The organism is Pelagibacterium lacus, assembly GCF_003345525.1.
Classification (GTDB): domain Bacteria; phylum Pseudomonadota; class Alphaproteobacteria; order Rhizobiales; family Devosiaceae; genus Pelagibacterium; species Pelagibacterium lacus.
Genome location: NZ_QQNH01000002.1, coordinates 151894 through 175119 on the forward strand (window position 1 = coordinate 151894; position 23226 = coordinate 175119).

23 protein-coding genes are annotated in these 23226 nt (G+C 64.2%); 11 read left to right on the forward strand and 12 right to left on the reverse strand.

Annotated features, from left to right (window positions below; genetic code table 11):
• The first annotated feature begins 9 nt into the window (after positions 1 to 9).
• The 8 genes from DVH29_RS02260 (at position 10) to DVH29_RS02295 (ending at position 6806) form a co-directional block, all read left to right on the forward strand.
• A complete protein-coding gene (locus tag DVH29_RS02260) occupies positions 10 to 321 on the forward strand; it encodes a DUF2849 domain-containing protein (RefSeq protein WP_114644531.1) in 312 nt (103 codons plus the stop codon).
• Positions 308 to 1966: a nitrite/sulfite reductase gene (locus tag DVH29_RS02265; RefSeq protein WP_114644532.1), complete on the forward strand. Its 1659-nt coding sequence runs from the start codon at positions 308 to 310 to the stop codon at positions 1964 to 1966. Before DVH29_RS02260 ends, DVH29_RS02265 begins: the two co-directional genes overlap by 14 nt.
• Positions 1967 to 2169: 203 nt before the next feature.
• On the forward strand, positions 2170 to 3474 hold the full coding sequence (locus DVH29_RS16330) for a phosphoadenylyl-sulfate reductase (RefSeq protein ID WP_158541529.1): 1305 nt from the start codon (positions 2170 to 2172) through the stop codon (positions 3472 to 3474).
• Between the two features lie 123 nt (positions 3475 to 3597).
• Positions 3598 to 4629 (forward strand): NAD(P)/FAD-dependent oxidoreductase, encoded by a 1032-nt coding sequence (locus DVH29_RS02275; RefSeq protein ID WP_114644666.1) that lies wholly within the window; start codon positions 3598 to 3600, stop codon positions 4627 to 4629.
• Between the two features lie 57 nt (positions 4630 to 4686).
• Positions 4687 to 5016: a 2Fe-2S iron-sulfur cluster-binding protein gene (locus tag DVH29_RS02280; protein ID WP_114644533.1), complete on the forward strand. Its 330-nt coding sequence runs from the start codon at positions 4687 to 4689 to the stop codon at positions 5014 to 5016.
• A gap of 22 nt (positions 5017 to 5038) precedes the next feature.
• The gene (locus DVH29_RS02285) at positions 5039 to 5653 is read left to right on the forward strand and encodes a LysE family translocator (protein WP_114644534.1); all 615 of its coding nucleotides are present in this window, start codon (positions 5039 to 5041) and stop codon (positions 5651 to 5653) included.
• Positions 5654 to 5706: 53 nt separating this feature from the next.
• On the forward strand, positions 5707 to 6393 hold the full coding sequence (locus tag DVH29_RS02290) for a class I SAM-dependent methyltransferase (RefSeq protein WP_114644535.1): 687 nt from the start codon (positions 5707 to 5709) through the stop codon (positions 6391 to 6393).
• Between the two features lie 95 nt (positions 6394 to 6488).
• A complete protein-coding gene (locus tag DVH29_RS02295; protein WP_114644536.1) occupies positions 6489 to 6806 on the forward strand; it encodes a hypothetical protein in 318 nt (105 codons plus the stop codon).
• 50 nt (positions 6807 to 6856) lie between these two features.
• On the opposite strand, the gene DVH29_RS02300 is transcribed toward DVH29_RS02295, so the two are convergent.
• From DVH29_RS02300 to DVH29_RS02315, 4 genes are all read right to left on the reverse strand, one after another.
• Complete coding sequence (locus DVH29_RS02300) at positions 6857 to 7876, reverse strand: YcjF family protein (protein ID WP_114644537.1); 1020 nt, start codon at positions 7874 to 7876, stop codon at positions 6857 to 6859.
• Complete coding sequence (locus DVH29_RS02305) at positions 7873 to 9330, reverse strand: YcjX family GTP-binding protein (RefSeq protein ID WP_114644538.1); 1458 nt, start codon at positions 9328 to 9330, stop codon at positions 7873 to 7875. Before DVH29_RS02305 ends, DVH29_RS02300 begins: the two co-directional genes overlap by 4 nt.
• Positions 9331 to 9850: 520 nt before the next feature.
• On the reverse strand, positions 9851 to 10771 hold the full coding sequence (locus DVH29_RS02310; protein ID WP_114644539.1) for a homoserine O-succinyltransferase: 921 nt from the start codon (positions 10769 to 10771) through the stop codon (positions 9851 to 9853).
• Positions 10772 to 10832: 61 nt separating this feature from the next.
• Positions 10833 to 11714 carry an ATPase gene (locus DVH29_RS02315; protein WP_114644540.1) on the reverse strand — a complete coding sequence of 294 codons (882 nt, stop codon included), beginning with the start codon at positions 11712 to 11714 and terminating at the stop codon, positions 10833 to 10835.
• A 253-nt stretch (positions 11715 to 11967) separates the two neighbouring features.
• On the opposite strand from DVH29_RS02315, the gene DVH29_RS02320 reads away from it, so the two are divergent.
• From DVH29_RS02320 to DVH29_RS02330, 3 genes are all read left to right on the forward strand, one after another.
• On the forward strand, positions 11968 to 13263 hold the full coding sequence (locus DVH29_RS02320) for a flagellar hook protein FlgE (protein WP_114644541.1): 1296 nt from the start codon (positions 11968 to 11970) through the stop codon (positions 13261 to 13263).
• A gap of 64 nt (positions 13264 to 13327) precedes the next feature.
• Entirely contained in the window at positions 13328 to 15115 is a 1788-nt protein-coding gene (flgK, locus tag DVH29_RS02325; protein WP_114644542.1) for a flagellar hook-associated protein FlgK, read from the forward strand.
• 8 nt (positions 15116 to 15123) lie between these two features.
• Positions 15124 to 16602: a flagellin N-terminal helical domain-containing protein gene (locus DVH29_RS02330; protein ID WP_114644543.1), complete on the forward strand. Its 1479-nt coding sequence runs from the start codon at positions 15124 to 15126 to the stop codon at positions 16600 to 16602.
• Between the two features lie 21 nt (positions 16603 to 16623).
• On the opposite strand, the gene flaF is transcribed toward DVH29_RS02330, so the two are convergent.
• The 8 genes from flaF to DVH29_RS02370 all read right to left on the reverse strand — a co-directional run bounded on the left by flaF (position 16624) and on the right by DVH29_RS02370 (position 22967).
• Positions 16624 to 16992 (reverse strand): flagellar biosynthesis regulator FlaF, encoded by a 369-nt coding sequence (gene flaF, locus DVH29_RS02335; protein WP_114644544.1) that lies wholly within the window; start codon positions 16990 to 16992, stop codon positions 16624 to 16626.
• A complete protein-coding gene (gene flbT, locus DVH29_RS02340) occupies positions 16940 to 17368 on the reverse strand; it encodes a flagellar biosynthesis repressor FlbT (protein ID WP_114644545.1) in 429 nt (142 codons plus the stop codon). Before flbT ends, flaF begins: the two co-directional genes overlap by 53 nt.
• A 100-nt stretch (positions 17369 to 17468) precedes the next feature.
• Positions 17469 to 18770, reverse strand: coding sequence for a flagellin N-terminal helical domain-containing protein (locus tag DVH29_RS02345; protein ID WP_114644546.1), 1302 nt, complete (start codon positions 18768 to 18770; stop codon positions 17469 to 17471).
• A 174-nt stretch (positions 18771 to 18944) separates the two neighbouring features.
• Positions 18945 to 20447, reverse strand: coding sequence for a flagellin N-terminal helical domain-containing protein (locus tag DVH29_RS02350; RefSeq protein WP_245944859.1), 1503 nt, complete (start codon positions 20445 to 20447; stop codon positions 18945 to 18947).
• Between the two features lie 136 nt (positions 20448 to 20583).
• Complete coding sequence (locus DVH29_RS02355; RefSeq protein WP_114644547.1) at positions 20584 to 20934, reverse strand: hypothetical protein; 351 nt, start codon at positions 20932 to 20934, stop codon at positions 20584 to 20586.
• A 112-nt stretch (positions 20935 to 21046) separates the two neighbouring features.
• Positions 21047 to 21514 carry a hypothetical protein gene (locus DVH29_RS02360; protein ID WP_114644548.1) on the reverse strand — a complete coding sequence of 156 codons (468 nt, stop codon included), beginning with the start codon at positions 21512 to 21514 and terminating at the stop codon, positions 21047 to 21049.
• On the reverse strand, positions 21511 to 21846 hold the full coding sequence (locus tag DVH29_RS02365; RefSeq protein ID WP_114644549.1) for a rod-binding protein: 336 nt from the start codon (positions 21844 to 21846) through the stop codon (positions 21511 to 21513). Before DVH29_RS02365 ends, DVH29_RS02360 begins: the two co-directional genes overlap by 4 nt.
• A complete protein-coding gene (locus DVH29_RS02370) occupies positions 21846 to 22967 on the reverse strand; it encodes a flagellar basal body P-ring protein FlgI (RefSeq protein ID WP_114644668.1) in 1122 nt (373 codons plus the stop codon). Before DVH29_RS02370 ends, DVH29_RS02365 begins: the two co-directional genes overlap by 1 nt.
• Between the last annotated feature and the right edge of the window lie 259 nt (positions 22968 to 23226).

A 23226-nucleotide genomic window follows, 5' to 3' on the forward strand; every position in this document is an offset into this window, starting at 1 on the left:
AGCGAGGCGATGATGAAAATCCTCACGGGAAATGAATTGCTCTCTGGGGCGGCGGTGTATCTCGATGCGCGGGGGAATTGGCGCGAGGCGCTGCAGGAGGCCCGGGTGTTCGGCAAGGACGAGGCCGAGGCGCTGGAGGCGGCGATCGCCGCCACCCATGCGACGGGCCGGGTGATCAGCATCGAAAGCGAAGACGTGCAGATGACCGAAGCGGGGATCCACCCCTTGCGCATCCGCGAGCGCATCCGGGCCCAAGGCCCTACAGCGCCACGCTTTTTTGATCGCCAGACGCTGGCCGAGGACGAATATGTATCGATATGACGAGTTCGACGCCGCCTTTGTCGGCGAGCGGGTGACCCAGTTTTCCGACCAGGTGCGGCGGCGCATCGCGGGTGAATTGACCGAGGAACAGTTCCGGCCCCTGCGGCTGATGAACGGCCTCTACCTGCAACTTCATGCCTATATGTTGCGGATTGCGGTACCTTATGGCACGCTTAGTGCGCGGCAAATGCGTATGCTGGCGCATGTTGCGCGCACCTATGACCGTGGCTACGGGCATTTCACCACACGGCAGAACATCCAGTTCAACTGGCCCAAGCTGAGAGACGTCCCGGCCATCCTCTCCGACCTGGCCAGCGTCGAGATGCACTCGATCCAGACCTCGGGCAATTGCGTGCGCAATGTCACGGTGGACCAGTTCGCCGGGGCGGCGGCCGACGAGATCATCGATCCGCGCCCGGTGGCCGAGATCATCCGGCAATGGTCGAGCCTGCATCCGGAATTCATCTACCTGCCGCGCAAGTTCAAGATCGCCATGACCGGATCGCCGAATGATCGGGCGGCGGTGAAGTTCCACGATATCGGGCTGATGGCGCAGACCAACCGCGAGGGCGCGGTGGGCTGGGCGGTCTATGTCGGGGGCGGGCTGGGGCGGACGCCGATGGTCGGCAAGCTGATCAACGGCTTCGTGGCCCATGAGCACCTCCTCGCCTATCTGGAATCGATCCTGCGCGTCTACAATCGCTATGGACGGCGCGACAACAAGTTCAAGGCGCGCATCAAGATCCTGGTGCATGAGGAGGGGCTGGAGAATTTCAAGGGCCAGGTCGAGCAGGAATTCGCGGAAATCCGTGGCGGCGTCCTGACCCTGCCGCTGGAAGAGCTCGACCGGATCGAAGCCTATTTCGCCGAACCCGACTATGCCGATCACGGCGTGGTGGCCATCGATGTGGAGCGCGAGAAAATCCTCGATCCGGCCTTTGGGCGGTTTCTCGAAAACAACACCTTTCCGCACAAGCGGGCCGGCTACAGCGCGGTGACGATCTCGCTCAAGCCGATCGGCGGGGCGCCGGGGGATGCGACGGCCGAGCAGATGGAGGCGGTGGCGGACCTCGCGGAACGCTATTCCTTCGACGAATTGCGGGTGAGCCACGAGCAGAACCTGGTGCTGCCGCACGTGGCGCTCACCGATCTGCGGGCGGTCTATGACGGGCTGGCGGCGGCTGGGCTGGCCGATGCCAATGCCGGGGAGATCACCGACATGATCACCTGCCCGGGACTGGACTATTGCGCACTGGCCAATGCCCGCTCCATCCCGATCGCGCAGGATATTTCGCGCCGGTTCGCCGCACCGGAACGGGCGCGGGAGATCGGCAAGCTCAAGATCAAGATTTCCGGCTGCATCAATGCCTGCGGGCACCACCATGTGGGCCATATCGGCATCCTGGGCGTGGAGAAGAAGGGCACCGAGCTCTACCAGATCACCGTGGGCGGCGACGGCAGCGAAGACGCGGCGGTGGGGAAAATCCTCGGGCCGGGCTTCGTGGCCGATGAGGTGCCCAATGCGATCGAGCGGCTGGTGGATGCCTATATCGCCGAGCGCAGCGACCCCGGCGAGACGTTCATCGCGGCCTATCGCCGGCTGGGGGACGCGCCGTTCAAGGAGGCGCTGTATGGCAATGGGTAACAGGAGCGTTGGCGGAGGCCGAGAGGCAGCGCCCCCCTCATCCCCGACCCTTCTCCCACCAGGGGAGAAGGGGGCTCTTTTGTTAGGCCCCGAAAGGTCCCACAGCCTCGGCTTGCCTTCTCCCCTGGTGGGAGAAGGTGCCCCGGGGGGGCGGATGAGGGGGGCGCTGAGCCTGCCCGCCACACGATACCAGGAGACTTCCCATGGCCTTGGCTAGCCCGATCATTGCGGAGCCGAAACACGACAAGCTGCGGCAGCTTGGCATCGTGGCGCTCAACGGCATGTATGACGAGATGGACGCCGAAGGGGTGCTCAAGCAGGCGGTGGAGGACTTGCTGCCCGGCTCGATCGCCCTGGTCTCGTCCTTCGGGGCGGATTCGGCGGTGCTGCTGCATCTGGTGAGCAAGGTCGATCCGGGTCTGCCGGTCTATTTCCTCGAGACGGGCAAGCACTTCCCGCAGACGCTGGCCTATGTCGAAACGCTCAAGGCGCATCTGGGGCTGAGCAATGTCATCGCTCTGCACCCCGATGCCGATATCAGGCGCTTCGATCCGGATGGAACCCTGTGGGAAACCGATCCCGACAGCTGCTGCTATCTGCGCAAGACCGAGCCGCTCGAAGGGGTGCTGGACGGCTATGGCGGCTGGGTCACCGGGCGCAAGCGTTTCCAGACGGCGGAGCGCGGGGTGCTGCCGCATTTCGAATTGACCAGCGACGACCGCATCAAGGTCAACCCGCTGGCCTATTTCACCCATGAGGATATCGAGGCCTATAAGGCCAAACACGGCTTGCCGCAGCATCCGCTCTACGAGGCGGGGTACAAATCGATTGGTTGCGCGCCGTGCACCAGCGCGGTGGCCGAGGGCGAGGACCCCCGGGCCGGGCGCTGGCGCGGGCGGGACAAGCGCGAATGCGGCATTCATTTCGATTTTAACGGCAGCATCGCGCGGCCGGTGAGCCAGGCCTCGCTCACCCTGTTTAAGGACGGCGCGGTCCGCACCGATCCGTGGAAGGCCTGGACCGAGGACGATACGGCCGAGGAGGCGCGCTATACCCATGTGCCGCTCGCCGTGTTCCGCGACTATCGCGACGTGTTCCTCGCCAGCCCGCATCCCATCGGATTGCGGGTCGATCCGGGCGACCGGGTGGAGGACGTGGCCGAGGACCTGGACCGGTTCTCCTCCATCGCGATCAATTTCCCGGCCTTTACCGATGGGCGCGGCTATTCCAGCGCGCGGCTGTTGCGTGAGCGCTTCGGCTATGCGGGCGAGTTGCGCGGGGTCGGGGACGTGCTCACCGACCAGATTCCCTTCATGCGCCGCTGCGGCATAGACGCGCTGGTGGTGACCAATGCGGCGACGCGCAAGGCGCTGGAAAGCAACGCCCTGGCCGAGGTGGCCCATTACTACCAGCCGGTCGGGGCGCGGCGGGAAGTGCCGGCGGGAACGCGACCGTTCCTGCGCCGCCCGGAGCCCCGGGTGACGGCCAGCGCCCGATCTGATACTTGACAGTCGGGCTCAGCTATATATTCCAAGCGTTGACTTTGTTAATACAAGCGAAGATATGCGCATCCGGGCGTAGACATGGTATCGATCTGTCGCCGGATGCGTTTCCAAGACCAGGACCTGTTTATGAGCGGAAATGAAATCGTCACCGATGTCGTCATCATTGGCGCCGGGCCCGTGGGGCTGTTTGCCGTGTTCGAACTGGGGCTGGTGGATCTCAAATGCCATGTGATCGACATTCTCGACCGGCCCGGCGGGCAGTGCGCCGAGCTCTATCCGGAAAAGCCGATCTATGACATTCCGGCCTTTCCCGAAATCTCGGGGCAGGGGCTGACGGACAATCTGATGAAGCAGATCGCCCCTTTCGGCGCGGAATTCCATTTCTCGCAGATGGTGACCAATGTCGAAAGGCTCGACGATGGCGCCTTCCGGGTGACCACCGATGCCGACGAGGTGTTCGTGGCCAAGGCCATCGTCGTCGCGGCGGGCGGCGGCTCGTTCCAGCCCAAGCGACCGCCGGTGGACAATGTCGAGGCCTATGAGGGCAAGTCGGTGTTCTATGCCGTGCGCAAGATGGAGGATTTCCGCGACCAGGACATCGTCATCGTGGGCGGCGGGGATTCGGCGCTCGACTGGACCCTCAACCTGCAGCCGCTGGCGCGGTCGCTGACCCTCGTTCACCGGCGCGACCAGTTCCGCGGCCATGCGGACAGCGTCAACAAGATGCGCGCGCTGGTGGAAGAGGGCAAGATCAACTTCATCACCGGCCAACTGGCGCGGCTGGAAGGCGAGGACGGACAGCTCAGCGAGGTGGTGTTCAAGACCGCAGGCGGGGAAATCGGGGTTCCGGCGACGCGGCTGCTGCCCTTTTTCGGGCTGACCATGAAGCTGGGGCCGGTCGCCGACTGGGGGCTGGACCTGCACGACAACGCGCTGATCAAGGTCGATACGGAAAAGTTCGAAACCAGCGTGCCGGGCATTTTTGCCATTGGCGACATCAACTGGTATCCGGGCAAGCTCAAGCTGATCCTTTCCGGTTTCCACGAGGGCGCGCTGATGGCGCAGGCGGCCAAGCGGATCGTACATCCGGACCAGAAGGTGATTTTCCAGTACACGACCTCGTCGACCAATCTTCAAAAGAAGCTCGGCGTGGCCTAACTATAGACGGCCGCGACCCGGCACGGGGCCGGCGGCCGCCATTTCACAGGACCTCACATGCGGATATTCGTCACCGACCAGAACGGCATCGAACATGAGCTCGAAGCGCTCGAGGGCTGGCGGGTGATGGAGGTGATCCGCGACTGGGGACTCAACATCAAGGCCGAGTGCGGCGGGTCGTGCGCCTGCGCGACCTGCCACATCTTCGTCGATCCCGAATGGCAGGAGCGGCTCAATCCGCCCACCGACGAGGAAGAGGACATGCTGGATTCGGTGCCCGACTACGAGGCCAATTCGCGCCTTTCCTGCCAGATCCTGATGCGCGAGGACCTGGACGGTCTGCGGGTGCGGCTGGCGGATTCGGCCCGGCAGGACGAGGCGGCGTAAAGCCTCTGGGGGATGCGGCGTCATGGACGTGCTTGAATTTCTTCCCTATGCCATCGCGCTGGCGATCGCCGCGGCCATTCCCGGGCCGGGGATCGCCGCCTGTGTCGGCAAGGCGCTGGGCTCGGGCTTCCGCCCGGCGGTGTTTTTCGCCACCGGGCTGGTCTTGGGCGATCTCACCTATCTGACGCTGGCCGTGCTCGGCCTTGCGGCGGTGGCGGCCGCGTTTTCGGGCATTTTTGTCGTGATCAAGATCGCGGGGGCCATTTACCTGGTCTATCTTGCCTGGAGCTTCTGGCGGGCGGGAATCGATCCCGACAAGGTAGAGGCGCGCAAGGGCAACGGGATTCTCGCCTCGGTGCTTGGCGGCTATGCGATGACCTTGGGCAATCCCAAGACCATCATCTTCTACATGGCGCTGCTGCCCACGGTGGTGAAGCTCGACGAGGTGACCGTGCAGAGTTTCGCCGGGCTGGTGGTGACGACCGTCGTGGTGCTGTATCTGGTGACGCTGCCCTATATCGCGCTTGCCAGCAAGGCGCGGGATTTCCTGCGCAATCCGCGCGCGCTCAAGACTCTCAATCGCGGGGCGGCGGGCGCCATGGCCGGGGCGGCGGCTTATATCGTGATCAAGCAGTAGGCGCGATCGGCGCCTGGAATTGCTCTGGATTGCCCGATGGCAGGGACGAACATATGAGCAGCGAGAAGACCGAAGGGGCCGCCTTCGGGGCGGCGCACGCGCAAAGCTATGCCGAGGGCGCGCGGCGGCAGGTGCCGGGCCTTGACGGGCTGCATAGGATGACCGGCATGCTGCTGGCCGAATGCGTGCCCGACGCGGCACAGATCCTGGTGCTGGGGGCCGGCGGCGGGCTGGAATTGCAGGCGCTGGCCGAGGCGCATGCGGGCTGGCATTTCGTCGGGATCGATCCTTCGGCGGATATGCTGGACACCGCCGCCCATGTCACGGAACCCTATCGCGACAGGGTGCGATTGCAGCAGGGCTATATCGCGGACGCGCCGTCCGGGCCGTTCGACGGGGCGGTTTCGCTGCTGGTTTTCCATTTCATCGACCGGGACGCGCGGCTGGCGACGCTCGAGGCCCTGCGCCGGCGGCTGAAGCCGGGGGCTCCGCTGGTCATCGCTCATATCAGCTTTCCGCAGGACGAGCCGGAGCGCTCGCGCTGGATCGCCCGGCATGTGGCCTTTGCCGGGACGGAAGGAGCGGCGGCGGAAAAGGCGAGAGACACCATCGGCAGCCGGCTGACCATCCTCGCGCCCGAGGATGACGAGGCAATGCTGCGCGCGGCGGGGTTCGCCGGTGTGACGCTGATCCATGTGGGATTGAGCATCCGCGGCTGGGTCGCCTATGCCACGAAATGATCAAAACTGCGGCAGGAACGATTAGGGCGGATCAAACTTGACGAAGCAGCGGCCTGTGCGCCGCTAAGTCAAGCAAAAATCCAAGGAGACGCATCATGCGCTTCAAATCTCTTGCCTCGCCTCTCGCCCTTGCTTTTGCCCTCGGTCTGGGCGGTGCCGCCCTTGCGCAGGATACGGAGGCTGAATCCGCCATGTCCATCGAGGACGGCGTCATGATGATCAATGGTCTGGCGCTGACCGCGGAACAGGCGGCCTCGGTGCAGTCCTATTGCGATGAGTTGCAGGCCGATTTCGAGGCAGGGACGGACAGCGAACCGCCCGCCCGTGCCGATCAGCCGGTGACGTTCGAGAATTTCGACTTCAGCCAGGTCTCGCGCGACGATTGCATCGAGGCGGGCTTTATCGAGCGGTAAGCCGTTCCCCTGTCGTCGTCGTTCGATGCCCGCCCCCCCAAGGGGCGGGTTTATTTTTGCGTGCCGGCGAGCTTGACCAGTTCGGGGACGAAATCGGCCACCACGGGGGATTTCTGCGTGGCGTGGGGCAGGGGGCGGACCACCTTGATCGCCGCGATGCCGACGCGCACGGTCATCAGGCCGTTGAGGACGCCTTCGCCCAGGCGGGCGGAGAGTTTGGCCGCCACGCCCTGTCCGATCAATTGCTCCACGACCCCATCGGTGAGCACCAGTCCGCCGGTCACCGCCAGATGGGCGAGGATGGCGCCGATAAGGCGGATGAAGCCGAACAGGCCGGGTCGCGCGCCATAAAGATCGGCGATGTTGCGGGCGAGGCGGAAACTTTCGAAGACCACGAAGGCCAGATCGATCACCGCGCGCGGCGCTATGGCGGTGACCAGCGCGACCCGGCGTGCGCTGGCGGCGGTGAGGGCGCGGGCCCGCAGGTCGAGCGGCGCCATGAGGGCGCGCTCGGCGGTCTTGACCAGCTCGGCGCCGTCGAGGATCGTCTCCGCATCGGCGGCCAGCCCCTCGCGGGCGCGGGCCAGATCGGCGCGCTCGGCATAGATCTGCTGCAATTCGGCGTGGAGCTTTTGTGCTGCGTCCAGATCGTCGGCCACCAGGGCCGCCGCCGCCCGGTCGCGCAGGCGATCGAGGGTGCGCAGGCGGGCAAGGCCGACCAGTTCGCGCAGGATGAGGACGGCCAGCGCCACGACGAACACGGCGAGGACGGCAAGTCCGAACCAGCCGAGCCATTCATAGGCGGCAAAGAGGTCGCGGACCAGCCGCTCGGCGGCAAGGCCGAGGCCGAGGGAAATCAGCGTGCCGCCGGTCCACAGTGCCAGGCCGCGCCAGAAGCCGCCGCGCCGCTTCGGAGCTGGTGCGACATCGGCATTGGCGAGTTCGGTGGAACTGGCCTCAAAGACGTCGGGGCTCTCCTCGGCGATGCCGGTTTCGAAGGCGCGGGGCGGGCGGGCCGGGGCAATGGGTTCATCGCGCGGCCGGGTGGGTATGGCGCGGGGCTCTCTCATTGCAGCTTGTCCCCGATGAGGAAATCGAGCGCGCGATCGAAGCGGATATAGGGGAAGACCGGCTCGCCCGACTGGCTGGGAGACATGACGGTGGGCGGCAGGAAGCGCAGGAAATTGAGTTGAGGTGTCGATTCATCGCTTTTGAACAATGAATCCGGATTTTCCGGCAAGTCGCCGGGAAACAAGGCGATTTCGGTTCTTCCGTCATAGGTGATGTCGCCGAGGCGCTGGCCGCTTTCGGGGGTGCCGATGATGGTGGGCAGGGTTTCGCCGTTATGCTTCACCGAGCCCTCGCGGGTGGCGCGGATGGCGGCGATGGCCATGGAGCGGGTTTCGGCGCCGTGGAATTTGGCCCGGCGCGCGGCGGCGGAGACCAGCCGGTTGAGAATGGCTTCGAGGCGCCCATGGGAGGTGTGGTGCAGCAGGTCGGCCTTGGTGGCGGCAAAGAGGATGCGATCGATCTTGCGATTGAAGAGGCGCGAAAGCGGGCCGGACGTGCCTTGGCGGAAGCATTCGAGGACCGCGGTGAGGGCAGTTTCGAGATCGGCGACCGCCTCAGGGCCGGAATTGAGGGCGCGCAGGGCATCGACCAGTACGATCTGGCGGTCGAGGCGGGCGAAATGATCGCGGAAGAAGGGGCGCACGACGACCGATTTATAGGCCTCGTAGCGGCGTTCGAGCATGGCATAGAGGCTCGAATGGCGGGGCGAGGCGGCGGGGGCGGGCAGGGGCGCGAAGGTGAGGGCCGGGGAGCCTTCGAGATCGCCGGGCATGAGGAAGCGCCCCGGCGGCAGGGTGGACAGGGCGCGGGCATCGGCCTTGGAGGCGCGCAGATAATGGGTGAAGGCGGTGGCGAGGGCTTCGGCGGCGGCATCGGTGGCTTCGGCCTCGGGGTCGGCCGCCGCGAGGGCGTCGAGGAAGGGACGGGCCTCGGCCTCGCGCGCCGGGCGGCCGGCCAGTTCCAGCGCCTCGGCGCTCCATTCGGCGTAGCTGCGGGTGAGCAGGGGCAGGTCGAGCAGCCACTCGCCGGGATAGTCGACGATATCGAGATTGAGCGTGTGCAGGCCGAACCGGGATTTGAGCCAATTGCCGGACTGGTAGCGCAGGGAAAGCCTGAGCTGGGAAATGCGGCGGGTGGATTCGGGCCAGACCGGCGGGGTGCCGGTCAGGGCTTCGAGATGGGCTTCATAGGCGAAGCGGGGCGTGGCGTTGTCGGGGTGCTCCGCGAGGCGCGCGCTGATCAGCCGGCCCTCGGCCATGGGCGCGAAGCCGGGCAAGCGGGCGGCGGCGAGCAGATTGTGGATGAGGGCGGTGATGAAGATGGTCTTGCCGGCCCGCGACAGGCCGGTGACGCCGAGGCGAATGGTGGGGGTGACGGTGCCGGTGGCGGCATCGGCGAGATTGCCCAGGGCTATGCCCAACTCGTCGGTGATGGTGGTGGGCAGGCTGGGCAAGCGGCAGTCTCCTGGTGGGGCAGAGAACAAGGTAGGAGGTGCGCGCGGGAATGTGAAGGGGAGGGAGGGTGATGGGTGTGGAAGCTCAGCGCCCCCCTCATCCACCCCTTCGGGGCACCTTCTCCCACCAGGGGAGAAGGAAAGCCCTCCGCCCGCCTCACGGGACTCCCTTCTCCCCTGGTGGGAGAAGGTGGATCGGATCGGAAGGTCCGAGACGGATGAGGGGGACTGAGGTGGCGGGCGGGGAAGGCTCGACGGTAAAGAGCGGTTGACGCTGTTCTCCTGGCTCCACCTCACCCTTGGTCCCTCCCCCTCAAGGGGAGGGAAAATGGTGCCACCGACCGGTTTCCATCCATCAGCCTGTCACCCTGCCCCTTGCGGGGAGGGGTTAGGGGTGGGGGTGCGAGCGGAGCGAGCTCTTGGAGGCCCCGGGTTTCCAATCGGCACTGGCGCCTGCCTCCACCCCTCCCCAGCCCTCCCCGTCAAGGGGAGGGTGATTCCGGGGTGTGGAGGGAGGCAGCTACCATTCGCCGGTGCCGACCTTGGCCAGGTCGTAGGGCGTTGTCTGGTAGATTTCGTTGATCCAGTTCTGGAACAACAGATGGGCGTGGCTGCGCCAGCGGTTTTCCGGGGTTTTGGCCGGATCGTTGTCGGGGAACAGGTTGAGGGGCAGAGGGGTGTCGAGCCCGGACTCCAGGTCGCGCTTGTATTCGTCGGCCAGCGAGGTGTTGTCGTATTCGAGATGGTTGAGCATGTAGGCGGCGCGGTATTTGCGGTCGTCCAGCATGCAGATGCCGACCTCGGCGCTGTCGATGAGGATATCGAGGTCGGCGCCAAGCGTGGTCCGGTCGATGTCGTTATAGCGCGAGACCGGCACGGCCAGGTCGTCGGAAAAGCCGCGCAGGAAGGGGTGGCGGGTGTCGAGCACCTTGTGACGGAAGACGCCGAACGCCTTAGCGTCCATGCGGTAGCGCTCGACGCCGTGGAAATGATGCAGCGCGGCCTGGGCGCCCCAGCAGATGAACAGGGTGTGATGGACGTTGGTCTGGGTCCAATCCATGATCTCGAGCATTTCGGGCCAGTAGCGCACGTCCTCGAAGGGCAGGTTGGCGATGGGGGCGCCGGTGACCACGAAGCCGTCGAACTTGCGGGTCTTCACCTCTTCCCAGGTGGAATAGAAGGACTGGAGGTAATCCTCGGGCGTGTTCTTGGACTGATGATCGCTGACCCGCACCAGTGTGAGATCGATCTGGAGCGGGGTGGAGGCGATCAGCCGGGCGAACTGGGTTTCGGTGCGCTGCTTGTTGGGCATCAGGTTGAGCAGCCCGAACTGGAGCGGACGGATGTCCTGCCGGATGGAGCGGGTCTGGTCCATCACCACGACGCCCTCGTCCTCGAGAGTCCGGCGCGCCGGGAGCAGGTCTGGGATGCGGATGGGCATGGGAAACTTCCTTCAATGGAGACTTATATAAGTGCAGGCTTGCCGCTTTTGCAGGAGCGGCTCAGAGGCTTGCGGCCACCGCCGGGCGATCGGCGATGGCCCTGCACATGAGCTCCATGAAGTCGTGTTCGTCGCGCACGCCCGAAAGCTCGGCGGCGTCGACCTGATAGCCGAAATTGTCGGCCAGGGCCTGGTAGCGGGGCAGGCGGTCGCGCAGCAGCGCTTCGAAGCCCCAGATGGCGAAGGCGTCGGGATCGACGTCGTCGTCGCGGCGCAGCCCGTGCAACTGCTTGAATTGCTCCCATTTGGCGATGAGGAAATCGGGCGGATAGTACATGGGCTTGGGATTGGACTTGAAGCGGTCGATCAGCCGCTGGGCATCGGCCTCGGTGCCGCGCAGATAGAGCAGCGCCGTGTTCTGGGTCAGGGCCTTGACCACGGGGTCTTCCGGATCGTTGGGATCGAGCACCTCGATCAGCGAGCCCCCGGTATCGCAGAGGAAATTGTCATAGCCATAGAGATCCTTGGCCCGCCCGATGAAGTAGGGGACGTCGAGCAGGGCATAGATCTCGGCGACGCGGTGCTGCTCCTGCCGGCGCTGGTATTCGGCGAAGGTAAGCCCTCCCTTGGCGGGATTGCCCGGCGTTCCGAGATAGCTCGAGAGCGGATCGAGATTGTCGAAGCTGAGATTGGAGGCGATGGAGATCGAATCCGAACGCAGCAATTCGGCGAGGAAGGGCACCTTCATCGCCTCGCGCTTGAAGTTGTCGACGATGTATTCGCCCATATGCCGCGTGCCGATGCGGAAATCGACCGAGAAATGAAACCAGTCGGCCTTGCGAAGGATGTTGCCCAGCCGCGTCTTGCCCACCCCCGCCATGCCGAAAACGGTGACGGCGCGGCCGGGCAGGGCACGGAACTGGTCGGCAGAGGCAAAGAGCATGGGGCAGATCCCGAGATAACGGTGGTCAGCGCTTGATTAGAGTCATTGACCGGAGGCGTCCAGAGGGGGAAGGACGGCGGGGCGGCAGAATTTGCCGGCATGAGGGACAAAGATTCCGGCACGTGAAGTGGTGAGAGGCGATTTTCGGAGGAAAAATTCAGATAATTCAAATGGTTGATGGTTTGGCATTCGGCTTGCTTTGATCTTTTCGAACATGTGCGTGCTCGGCGCGCCGGGATGACGGAGAGTATCAATGGGTATCTATGGGGCCTTGCAGACGGCGGTGACCGGCATGGCGGCGCAATCCTTCGCGCTGGAGAATATCTCGGGCAATATCGCGAACTCGCAGACCACCGGCTACAAGCGCATGGAGACCGGCTTCATCGACCTCATTCCCGATGCCGCCGTGGGGCGGCAGGTGCCCGGAGCGGTGCTCGGCTATTCGCGCTCGACCAATGACGTGCGCGGGGACATCGTAACCTCGCAGACCGGCACGCATGTGGCGCTGAGCGGGTCGGGCTATTTCGTGGTGGCGCAAAAATCCAGCACCTCGGACGGGCAGGCGATTTTCAACGACACCCAGTATTTCACGCGGCGCGGGGATTTCGAGCTCGATCGCGAAGGCTATCTGGTCAACGGCGCCGGGTACTATCTCATGGGCGTGCCGGTCGATAGGAGTACCGGCAACGTCTCGGGCTCGGTGCCGGGGGAAATCAAGGTGGACAACGGCCTTCTGGACCCCCGCGCGACCAAGAAAGTGAACTATCAGCTCAACCTGCCCGATGAAGTGGGGTTGCTGGTGGCGGGGGTGGGCGATCCCGAATTCGTCGAGCAGACCATCGAAGGCGGGGCGATCACCGTCTATGCCGAGAACGGCGCGGCGGCCAATGTGCAGCTGCGCTGGGGCAAGCTCGCCGACACCCCCGATACCTGGCAGCTCTACTATATGAGTAACGCCGATCCCGAGACCTGGGCGGCGGTGCCGGACGGGGAATTCGAATTCGATGCGGGCGGGACGCTGGTGCGCCAGAGCGCGACGGCGATCGGGGCGGGGGACGCGGTGTCGGTGGATATTGCCGGGCTGACGGTCAATGGCACGACGATCGGCAACGTCAAGTTCGATTTCGGGGCGGGCGGGCTGACGCAGTATGACAACGCCAATGGGCGGGCGTCGGTTTCGGCCCTCAACCAGGACGGCTATCCGGCCGGGACGCTGAGCTCGGTGGCGGTCAACGATTCCGGGCGCGTGGTGGCGACCTATTCCAACGGCAAGCAGATCGAGCTCTACCAGATCGTCACGGCCAATTTCAACGCCGAGAACCAGCTCAAGCGCATGGATGGCGGCGTCTATGCGGCGACGGCGGCTTCGGGAGAGGCGATCTTCTCGCTCGATGCCGGCATGACCGGGGGAGCGCTGGAAATGTCCAATACCGACATCTCGGAAGAGTTTACCAAGCTTATCGTAACCCAGCAGGCCTATGCTGCGGGCACGAGGATCGTTTCGACATCGGACGAGATGCTGCAGGAAGCGCTCAACATGGTGCGCTGACGCGGCGGGCCGCTAGGCCCCGGCCTGCAAATGCAGCCTTTCGACCCGGTTTGGAGATCACGCGATGGGATTGAGTTCGACACTGTCCAATGCCCTGGGCGGCATGAATGCCAGCCAGCGCGGCATCGACGTGGTCTCGCGCAATATCGCCAACAAGGGCACGCCCGGCTATCACCGGCAGTCCATGGTCATCGAGGAAACCGCCTATGGCACGAGCGCGCAGGTGCGCGCCTCGACCCTCACGCGGGCCTTCTCCGAGGCGCTGGAAAAGCAGCATCTCGTCGCCGTGTCGCAAACGAGCTACCACGCGACCCGCGCCAGCTTTCTCGACCGGCTGCAGATGCATATGGGCCAGCCGGGAGACGCCAATTCGCTCGATACGCTCTATGCCGGGTTCGAGAACGCGCTGCAGGCGCTGGCGACTAATCCTAATGACGTGACGACGCGGGCCGGGGTGATCAACGCGGCCCAGCATCTCGTCGAGCAGCTCAATACGCTCACCGGCGCCGTGCAGGAAATGCGGCAGGAAGCCGAGAGCCAGATCGCCAATTCGGTGTCCGAGCTCAATCGCGAGCTGACCCAGCTCGCCGATGTCAATGTGCGGATACTGGACCAGAGCCAGGACCAGCAGGCGCGGCTGTCGCTGATGGACGAACGGGACCGGCTGGTGGCCTCGATCTCGGAAAAGATCGACGTCAAGGCCAGCTATCGCGCCGATGGCAGCGTCGCGCTGATGACCGATACCGGCATCGGCATTCTCGACGTCGAAGCCTCCCAGTTCAATTTCCGCTCGGGCGGTGCGCTCAATTCCGGAGCCGGGGCGGTGGGGCAGCTCACCCTGCGCACGCCTTCGGGGTTCGAGATCGATCTCACCGGCAAGGGGCTGTTGGGCTCGGGCCGGCTGGCGGCGCTGCTGGAATTGCGCGATACGACCCTTCCCAACATGCAGGATCAGCTGGACGAGATCGCCGCCGGGCTGGCGCAGGCGATGAACACCGTCACCACCGATGGCGAGGCGGTGCCGGGCGGGTTCGCGGTGGATCTGGACGATCCCGCGCCGGGCAATTCCTTCACTTTCAGCTATACGGACGGCACGGGCACCCACAGCTATCGCGTGGTGCATTCGAGCGAAGGCACGGCCGGGCCGCTGCCGCCCAATGCGGCGGGCGAAACCATCGTCCGCATGGATTTGAGCGACCTGGATGCGGCGGCGGGCGCACTCAACGCGCTGTTCCCCGGGGTGGATTTCTCCCAGGCGAGCGCCGGCCGGCTGCAGGTGGTCGGCGCGGGCGCGACGGTCACCGGGCTGACGGCGACCACGACGCCCAAGGGCACCGGGGCGGGCGGGGCAGTCAATCTGTTCGTCGATACGCACAATACCCCGTTCAGCAACGGCCTGGATGGCGGGGGGCAGAAACAGGGGTTCGCCGGACGAATCTCGGTCAACACCGCCCTGATCGCCAACAATGAAGGGCTGGTGCGCGACGATGCCAGCGTGTCGCTGGGCGACGCCACGCGCCCCAACCAGCTTCTGGCCAGCCTCAAGGGCATGGTCTTCGTTTCCGACAAGATCACCGCCGTCAGCGATGGCGGGGTGCGGCTCAAGGGGCGGGTGACCGAACTCATCGGCCAGATGATCAACCATCAGGGCAATGTGGTCGCCAAGGCGCAGAGCCAGCACGCGGCGGCCGGTTATACGCTGCAATCGATCACCACCCGCATGAGCGCCGAATACGGGGTCAATGTGGACGAGGAGATGGCGCGGCTCATGCAATTGCAGAATGCCTATGCGGCAAGCGCGCGGGTCGTTTCGACCGTGCAGGAACTAATCGACTCGCTGCTGAGAATGTGAGGCCGGCCATGATCGTCAACAAATCCCTCTATCCGATCTCGCAGAACCTGCGCTCCATCTCGCAGATGAACAAGCAGTTCGAAAACCTGCAACTGCAACTGGCGACGGGCAAGCGACACAACACGCTGGCGGAAATGGGCGGCGACCGGGTGCATGAGCTCAGCCTCAGGGCACGGCTGGGGCGGATCGAGGGTTTTCAGGCCAATATCCTCACCGTCGAGAACCGGATGAGCTTTTACACCAACGGGCTCGAGCGGCTGGACGAGATCGAGGCCGATGCGCGGGCGCTGGCCGTGCCGGGCGCCTATGGCACGGACGGGATCAATTTCGTCAATTCGCGCAACCAGGCGACCAATCTGCTGATGGAGGTGATCGATATTCTCAACACCGACATCACCGGGCAGTATATTTTCGGCGGCAACCGATCGGACGCCAAGCCGGTGGCCAGTTTTGACGAGATGATGAACGGACCGGACGGGTTCCGCCAGTTCACCCTCGACCGCTACGCGCTGGATGGGGTCGGCGATGCGGACCATCCGGGCGGCATGGGGTTCGGCGTGGCAGGGGAAACGGTGACGCTGACCGGGAGCTTTGCCGACGGGACAGGGATCAAGATCGCCGGCGTGACCATCAACTCGGCTGGCATTTCGCGCAGCGATGTCGCCGCCGATCCAGCGGCGGTGCCGCAGTCGACCGGAGCCGGGCACGCGCTCTCCTTCGACAGCCAGCCGGCGGTGGGCGACATGATCACCATCAGCTATACGCTGCCGCACAGCGATACCCCGGTCCACAAGAGTTTTACGGTGGTGGCGGAGGGCACCGACCCGATGCCCGCCGACAGCTTCGCCCTGGGCGGGACGGCCGAGGACACCGCCGCGGCGTTCGCGGCCAGCGTCAAGGCCGAATTCGTCACCATCGGCGCGACGGACCTCAAATCGGCGTCGGTCTATAAGGCGGCAGATCTGTTCTTTAACGCCAATGGCGAGGCGCAAGCGGCGGGGGCGACGGAATGGTATCGCGGGCAATCGAGCGCCAATCCGCGGCAGGCCGTCAGCGCCAATGTGGACGAGAACACCAAGGCCCAGTATGGCGTGCAGGCTAATGAGCAGGGCTTCGTCGAACTGATCAAGGGGCTGGCCGTGTTCGCCGTATCGGACGATATGAGCGATCTCGATCCCGCCAATGCCCGCAGATATGACGCGCTGGTGGCCATCCAGCGCGACCGGCTTTCGGAAAGCAACAATTCGCAGGCCGGATCGATCGAGCTGATCACCATGGAACTGGGGCTGGCCGCCTCGACGGTCAATACGGTCAAGCAGCGGCATACCCAGTATGAGGCGCAGCTCGAGACCATGCTGGCCGATATCTCGGTGGCGCCGCGCGAGGAAGTGGCGATGATGCTGCTCGAATTGCAGATCCAGTTGCAGGCGAGCTATCAGGCCACCTCCATGGCGAGCCAGCTCAGCCTGGTCAACTATCTGCGATAGCAAAGCAAGGCGCGAGAGGGGTCAGCCCTTGCCGCGCAGGCCGGCGGAAATCTGGCGATTGATGTCGATCAGCGCATCGAGCTTGGCGGGATCGCGGGTCAGCAGCATCTCATAGGTCTGGCCCATGATGAAAATGCCGAGATTGGCGATGTTCTCCCGCAGCTGCCGGGGGAGGGGACTGTCTTCGCGGGTGACCGACTGGATGAAGATGGACCAGATCTTGCGATTTTTGGTCAGCTCGACTTCGAGCTCGTTCTGGCGCTCGGGCCAGGTGTCCCGAATGGCCTGCAGGTGCGCAGCCGAACGCGACAAAAGCGTGGCTTCAAGGGTGCGGGGATCAGCGGTTTGCTGAGCCGTCTTCTGGTATGCGAGTGCCCCCTGATTGTACATTGCCCAGCAATTCCCTTTCGTAGTCGATCAGCTTCCTGGCTGCCCTGAGAGCTTTGTAGAGATCGCCGGTTAATATCTCATTATTGATTGCGTCGACAAAGGGGAGGGTCGATGGCGCGGCCTTGATCACCTGGTTGATCAGCTCGAAATAGTCCTTGGAGATTTTCTCGACATCGCCTTCGACATACATGATCTGCACGGCGAGATAGACGGCCTTGGCGGGGGTGTCGGCGGTGCTGGGGGAGAGGATGTCCTTTTCGCGCAGGATCGGCGCCTGGCCCTCGATGAACAGCCGGGTGCGCTGATCGGAATTGGTGACGATGCAACTGCCGACCAGAAGCTTTTCTCCCGGCTTGAGCTCGACTTTCAGCGCCATGATTCTGTTCCTCCGACTTTCCCAGAATATGTCGGGTCTGGCCGCAAATGAAAAGGGCGGCCCGAAGACCGCCCTTTCGTGATCGCTTGAAGCGGCTCGCTTAGAACAGACGCAGCACGGCCTGATCGGCCTGCGAAGCCATCGACAGGGCGGTCGAGGACAGCTGCTGACGGGTCTGCAGGGCGAGAAGGTTTGCGGCTTCCTTGTTGGTATCGGCCAGCACCAGATTGTCCGCACCCGTTTCGAGGGTGTTGATCATGTTGTTGGTGAAGTCCTTGCGGGCCTGCACGGTCGACAGGTTGGAGCCGAGGCTGGACGAGGTCTCGCGGAGGGTGCGCAGGGCGCCCGAGAGCTTTTCCAGGCGGCTTTCGGCTTCGGTCGCATCGAGCGAGGTCGCTGCCGTCAGGTCGAGACCCGAGGAGGTCGTGTCGATGCCGTTCAGCGTCATTTCCGACTTTGCCGTGCCGGTCTTCTCGTTGAAGGCAATCTTCAGGGTATTGCCGGACTTGAGAAGGTTGATGCCGTTATAGTCGGCATCGCCCGCGAGCTTGTCGATCTCGGAGAGAATGTCGTTGAACTGAGCGACCAGCTTGTCGTTATTGACCGAGCTGCCGGCGGCCGTGCTGGCAAGGGTGAGGACGTCGGCATCACCTGCCGCAGCGCCGTCGGTAAACGTGCGGGTCACGTCGCCGGCCGTGATATTGGTCAGCCCAAGACCCGCGGCGGCATCGACTTCGGTCGAGGAGTCCGAAGCGTCGGCCGAGGACACGGAAACGCTGAGTTCTTTGTCCGAAGTGGTGGTCAGCTTGAACTTGCCGTTGTCGGTTACGGAAGCGCTGGCCACGCCCGAAGCATTGATCGCGCCCACCAGGTCCTTGACGGTCGACACAGGCGAGCCATCGGCATTGGTCGTGGTGCCCATGGTGAAGGTGAAGGTCTGATCGACCCCGTCCTTCGACGTGGTGACGGTCAGCGTGTCTCCGGTATCGAAACCGATGGCGCTCAGCGACTGGTTTTCCGCCTGAGCCTTGGAGGTGCCGCCGGTGCCGCTCGGAGTGATCAGGCCCGCGCCTTCGATCATCGTCGTCTGCGACTCGGCGTTCTGCAAGGCCTGGCGAGCGGTGGACTGGGCGCTTTCGACCAGTTTGGTGATGGCCTTGATACCATTGTCGGCCGCTTCGATCGTCTTGATCGAATTGGACATGGAGTCCATCAGGTTGCTGAGTTCGGAGGCGCGTCCGTTCAGGGTCTGGGCAGTGAAGAAGTTGGTCGGGTTGTCAATGGCGGAGTTGACGCGCTTGCCGGTTGCGAGCCGGTTCTGCGTCGAGGCCATCATATCGGCAGTGCTCTGGAGAGAAAGCAGGTTCTGGCGGACGCCAGCCGAAAGCGTGATGTTGGACATCTATATCCCTTTCTAGGATCATAATTTCAGCGCCTCTTCCTGAGGCGGCCGATGCGACACTGCGGCGATATCCTCTAAAGTTTGGTTAAATGGATCGTTCGCATCAATGCCAGCGCAACAAAAAAAGGCGGGCCGGGCCCGCCTTTGATCAATCGCCTTGCAAGCTGCTCACGATCAGCCGAACAGCCGGAGAACCGCCTGGTCGGCCTGGCTGGCAAGGGACAGCGCGGTCTGGGACAATTGCTGGCGCGTCTGCAGGGCCAGCATGTTGGCGCCTTCCTCATTGGTGTCGGCGAGGGTGAGATTGGCGGCGCCGGTCTGCAGCGTGTTGATCATCTCCTTGGTGAAGTTCTCGCGGTTCTTGACCACGGAGAGGTTCGAGCCGAGCTGGGAGGCGCGGCTGCGGAGCTGGTCGAGGCTGCCCTTGAGCTTGTCGAGAACCGCATTGATGCTGGAATTTGAATCGAAGGCATTGTCGTCCAGCCGGCTGAGGCCGAGCCCAACATGGTCGAGGGTGGTGCCTTCGATATTGAGCTTGCTGGTGCCTTCCTCGTTGAACAGGACCTCGAGGTGCTGCCCGAACAAAAGGTTGATGCCGTTATAGCTCGCATCCTTGGCCAGTTGGTCGAGCTGGTCGAGCACGCCGTTGAACTGCGTCACATAGCCCTTGCGCTGGCTGTCCCCGCCCGGGACGACCTTTTCCCCATGCCGGAGGCCGAAGAAATCGACGTTGTCGCTGTCCACGTCGATGGGATCGGAGGTGGTGTTGAGGATTTCGAAGGCATCGCCGTTCTTGGTGCTGATCTCGATCTTGTCGCCGACCAGCTTGGCGCTGACATTGTCGAGCTGTTCGGTCAGCGCCTTTGCCAGTTCGGCCTTGGTCGATACCTCGTTGGGGCCGTTGCCGAACCGGATGCTTCTCGTGATGCCGCCGGCGTGGATATCGAGCGTCTTGTTCCAGACCTGGCTATCCCGCAGGTCGGGATTGGTCGGCTCATAGGTGCGGGTCGCGGTTGGGGCGCTTGAGTTGAGGTAGTTCGATGCGATCGGACCGGAGACGGTGAACGGCTTGTCATTGATGAGGCCGTCGAGTTGCAGATAGTCGCTGTAATATGAGGACGAGACGCTCGCGCGCACGCTGATGTTGCGGTCGCGCAGGAGGTCGTTGAGCTGATCGAGCGTATTGAACTGGTTGGCGGCGGCGCTGGCGGGCTGGCCGGCGCGATAGGTGAAGGTCTCGTTGTTGATGACGATGGTGCTCTCGGTGCCGCCGAACGGCAGGGCCTGGGAGCCTAGGGGATAGCCGCCGGTGACGCGGGCCGGAATGTCGTCGGCGATCGAGAGCGTGCCAGTCACCTTGGTGACCGGGGGCGCCGATTGCAGGGCCTGCCGCGCGCTCGATTGCGCCGATTCGATGAGGTCGGTGATGGCCTTGATGCCGTTGTCGGCCATGGTCAGGGTCTGGACGGCGTTGCTGATGGAATCGAGCAGGTAGTTGAGATCCGCCGCCCGGGCATTGAGCGCCTCGGAGGTGAAGAAATTGGTCGGGTTGTCGAGCGCGGAATTGACCTTCTTGCCGGTCGCCAGACGTTCCTGAGTGATGTCCATCAGTTTGGCGGTGTTCTGCAGGTGCAGAAGGTTGGAACGCACTGCCTTGGAAAGCGTCACGTCAGACATAGCTCAGAACCCCCGTTCCGAAATCGCGTTTGAAGAATCACCCCATTAGGAGCGCGTTAACCATAGAATGGGAGAGCAGGTGCTACCGAATGGTTAACGAATCCTCATCGCGGGGCGGGAAATTAACGATTGCGACTCAGACGGAGCGGTCGCGGAGGACGAGGGTGGATTGCGGCGGCGTCCAGCCCGAAAGATGCTCCCGCGAGGCTAAGGAAGCGGCGTTCTGCTCAGGGGGCAGGTTGGCGGAAATCAGGCTGGCCTCGAGGAGGGTCGACGGCGCGACGGGCGGCGCAAGCCCTTTGAGGGTAACGTCATTTTCTGGTTCGGGCGGGTTTTGATGCGGCGTGAAGGGGGTGTCGGCATCGAGCCTGGCACTGGCTGTATCGCTAATGCGCGCGCGCCGTGACGCGCCCGGCCGGCGCACGGAGCGGGTGGTGGAAGCAGCCACCCCCAGGGGGCCCTGCTGCAAGGTGACGAGGCCGGTCACGCGTTAACCATTCCCTCAGGCTCGCGGCAAAATCTGCCGGGCATAATGTGCCGGAGGGGTGGCGAGCGCGTTAGGCGCGGCGTCTCATTTTGATTTAAATCGTCCGCTCCGGTCAGAGGGCACGGTTGATGGACAGGCCCTGGATGGTTTCGCTCTGGGCCCGCTGCGCGGTGCCAGGCGCGCCATAGGTCTTTGGCGCGGTGGTGGCGCCCACCGATCGCGCCACATCGGTCAGCACCGCTTCGGTGAGCGAGCGGGCGGTGGCGAGGACGCGCAGGTTCTCGGCCATTTGCGTGGCGAGCGATTCATGGCGGCGGCGCAGGGCTTCGACGCGCTCGGGCGCTTCGGCCTTCAACCGCGCGGAAACGCGCTGAACGGCGCGGGCCAGCCCGACATAGTCCTGGGCGAGCTGGGTCTTTTCGGCGGTGAGGGCGGTGGCCTCGCGCATATGGCCGGCGCGCAGGAAGGTGGTTTCGCGGTTCATCACCTCGACCAGGGCGGCGAGGGCGGTTTCGGCGCGGGCGCACAGGGTTTCGGAATCGAGGCTTTCGAGTGCGGCCAGACGGTCAGCGGCGGTCATCGGGAATAGGCTCCAATCGCGTTGAGGTCGGCCGTGCTGGTCGCCGCGGCCTGGGCTTCGATGAGATGGGCGACCATCTGGTCGGCGATGCCGATGCCGCCGGCGCGGGCCATCTCGCTGGAATATTGCTCGGCCATCATGCCGCGCCAGGTCTCTTCGGCGTAACCGCCGCCAAACCCGTTCTCGGAGTCCGTTTCGAGGCTCTTGAACATTTCCGAGACCAGGGTGTTGAGGAAGATGCCTTCGAGCTCGACGGCCTGCTCGCGCAGGCGCTCGGCAGCCGAGGCGGCGTTGGGCAGGGTGGCGAAGCCCGGGGCGATGGCGATGGTCATCAGATCACCTCGATTTCGGCCTGGAGCGCGCCCGAGGCCTTGATGGTCTGGAGAATAGCGATCAGGTCGCGCGGGGAGATGCCCAGGGCATTGAGGCCGTCGACCAGTTCCTGCAGGGAAATGGATTCGGGCACCACGGCGAGATGGGTTCCATCCTCGGCGACGTCGATCTGGGTGCGCGGCTCGATGGCGGTCTGGCCTTGCGAAAAGGGCGCGGGCTGCACCACCTGCGGATTCTCGGCGATTGAAATGGTGAGATTGGCGTGGGCGATGGCGAGGCTGGAAACCCGGACATCGCGGCCGATGACGATGATGCCGGAATTCTCGTTGATGACGATGCGGGCCACCTGGTCGGTCTGCACGACGAGCTGTTCGATGTCGGTCAGGAGGTCGACGATATTGCCGTTGAAATGGTTGGGCAGGGTGAGCCTGACATTGGCCGGATCGGTCGGGACGGCCACGGGGAGCCCGATCAGGTCGTTGATGGCGAGAGCGATGCGGCGCGAGGTGGTGAGATCGGGGTTGCGCAGCGAGAGCCGGACCGAGTGCTCGGCGGCGAGCGAGAAGCCGATCTCCCGCTCGACGAGGCCGCCCGAGGAGACCTTGCCGGTGGTCGGGACGCCGGACACGAAGCTGGCGGCATCGCCCTGGACGGAAAAGCCATTGGCCGAAACGGCGCCCTGGGCGATGGCATAGGCCTCGCCATCGGCGCCCAGCAGCGGGGTGACCAGCAGCGTGCCGCCCTGCAGGCTGGTGGCGTCGCCGAGGGCAGACACCGTCACGTCGATACGGGTGCCCTGGGTGGAGAAGGGCGGCAGGTTGGCGGTGACCATCACGGCGGCGACATTGGCCGTGCGCAGGTTTTCCCCGCGCGTATTGACCCCCATGCGTTCGAGCATGGCGGTGAGCGACTGGCGGGTGAAGGGGGTATTGTTGAGCCCGTCCCCGGTGCCGTTGAGGCCGACCACGAGGCCGTAGCCGACCAGCTGGTTGTCGCGAATGCCCTCGATATCGACGATATCCTTGATGCGGGCGGGCGCTGCCGTGGCCGCCATGGGCGCCGCGGCCACGGCGAGGGCCGTGACGAGCGCGAGGGCGGTTCGGAACAGGCGGTTGGTCATTGCGGCGATTCCCCGGTTTTTCTTCTGGCTGGCCGTCCCCACGGCACGGGCCCGATTGTCGGTCCCCATAAAGCGAATGCCGTGCCAAGTGCGGGGCAGTGACATCAATCCATTGAAATATAAAGAAATTTATCCGCCCAATATGCGGGCAGGCGTGGGTGGCACAGGGGTGCTGGGCAGGATTTGCCGCATGGTTAAGGCAATATTAACGGCTATGGGCAAAATCTGCCGCGTCGGGTTTTGCCAAGATGGAGTCGAA

What these genes read in the sequence shown, in the direction of transcription:
- DVH29_RS02345 (WP_114644546.1), bottom strand. Translation starts at nt 18,770, where the DNA reads ATGTCCAACATCACGCTTTCGGCTGGCGTCCGCCAGAACCTGCTTTCT.
- DVH29_RS02350 (WP_245944859.1), bottom strand. Translation starts at nt 20,447, where the DNA reads ATGTCTGACGTGACGCTTTCCAAGGCAGTGCGTTCCAACCTTCTGCAC.
- DVH29_RS02315 (WP_114644540.1), bottom strand. Translation starts at nt 11,714, where the DNA reads ATGCTCTTTGCCTCTGCCGACCAGTTCCGTGCCCTGCCCGGCCGCGCC.
- DVH29_RS02330 (WP_114644543.1), top strand. Translation starts at nt 15,124, where the DNA reads ATGATCGTCAACAAATCCCTCTATCCGATCTCGCAGAACCTGCGCTCC.
- DVH29_RS02365 (WP_114644549.1), bottom strand. Translation starts at nt 21,846, where the DNA reads ATGACCATCGCCATCGCCCCGGGCTTCGCCACCCTGCCCAACGCCGCC.
- flgK (WP_114644542.1), top strand. Translation starts at nt 13,328, where the DNA reads ATGGGATTGAGTTCGACACTGTCCAATGCCCTGGGCGGCATGAATGCC.
- DVH29_RS02320 (WP_114644541.1), top strand. Translation starts at nt 11,968, where the DNA reads ATGGGTATCTATGGGGCCTTGCAGACGGCGGTGACCGGCATGGCGGCG.
- flaF (WP_114644544.1), bottom strand. Translation starts at nt 16,992, where the DNA reads ATGTACAATCAGGGGGCACTCGCATACCAGAAGACGGCTCAGCAAACC.
- DVH29_RS02370 (WP_114644668.1), bottom strand. Translation starts at nt 22,967, where the DNA reads ATGACCAACCGCCTGTTCCGAACCGCCCTCGCGCTCGTCACGGCCCTC.
- flbT (WP_114644545.1), bottom strand. Translation starts at nt 17,368, where the DNA reads ATGGCGCTGAAAGTCGAGCTCAAGCCGGGAGAAAAGCTTCTGGTCGGC.
- DVH29_RS02310 (WP_114644539.1), bottom strand. Translation starts at nt 10,771, where the DNA reads ATGCCCATCCGCATCCCAGACCTGCTCCCGGCGCGCCGGACTCTCGAG.
- DVH29_RS02285 (WP_114644534.1), top strand. Translation starts at nt 5,039, where the DNA reads ATGGACGTGCTTGAATTTCTTCCCTATGCCATCGCGCTGGCGATCGCC.
- DVH29_RS02280 (WP_114644533.1), top strand. Translation starts at nt 4,687, where the DNA reads ATGCGGATATTCGTCACCGACCAGAACGGCATCGAACATGAGCTCGAA.
- DVH29_RS02360 (WP_114644548.1), bottom strand. Translation starts at nt 21,514, where the DNA reads ATGACCGCCGCTGACCGTCTGGCCGCACTCGAAAGCCTCGATTCCGAA.
- DVH29_RS02295 (WP_114644536.1), top strand. Translation starts at nt 6,489, where the DNA reads ATGCGCTTCAAATCTCTTGCCTCGCCTCTCGCCCTTGCTTTTGCCCTC.
- DVH29_RS02265 (WP_114644532.1), top strand. Translation starts at nt 308, where the DNA reads ATGTATCGATATGACGAGTTCGACGCCGCCTTTGTCGGCGAGCGGGTG.
- DVH29_RS02300 (WP_114644537.1), bottom strand. Translation starts at nt 7,876, where the DNA reads ATGAGAGAGCCCCGCGCCATACCCACCCGGCCGCGCGATGAACCCATT.
- DVH29_RS02290 (WP_114644535.1), top strand. Translation starts at nt 5,707, where the DNA reads ATGAGCAGCGAGAAGACCGAAGGGGCCGCCTTCGGGGCGGCGCACGCG.
- DVH29_RS02275 (WP_114644666.1), top strand. Translation starts at nt 3,598, where the DNA reads ATGAGCGGAAATGAAATCGTCACCGATGTCGTCATCATTGGCGCCGGG.
- DVH29_RS02260 (WP_114644531.1), top strand. Translation starts at nt 10, where the DNA reads ATGATGAAAATCCTCACGGGAAATGAATTGCTCTCTGGGGCGGCGGTG.
- DVH29_RS16330 (WP_158541529.1), top strand. Translation starts at nt 2,170, where the DNA reads ATGGCCTTGGCTAGCCCGATCATTGCGGAGCCGAAACACGACAAGCTG.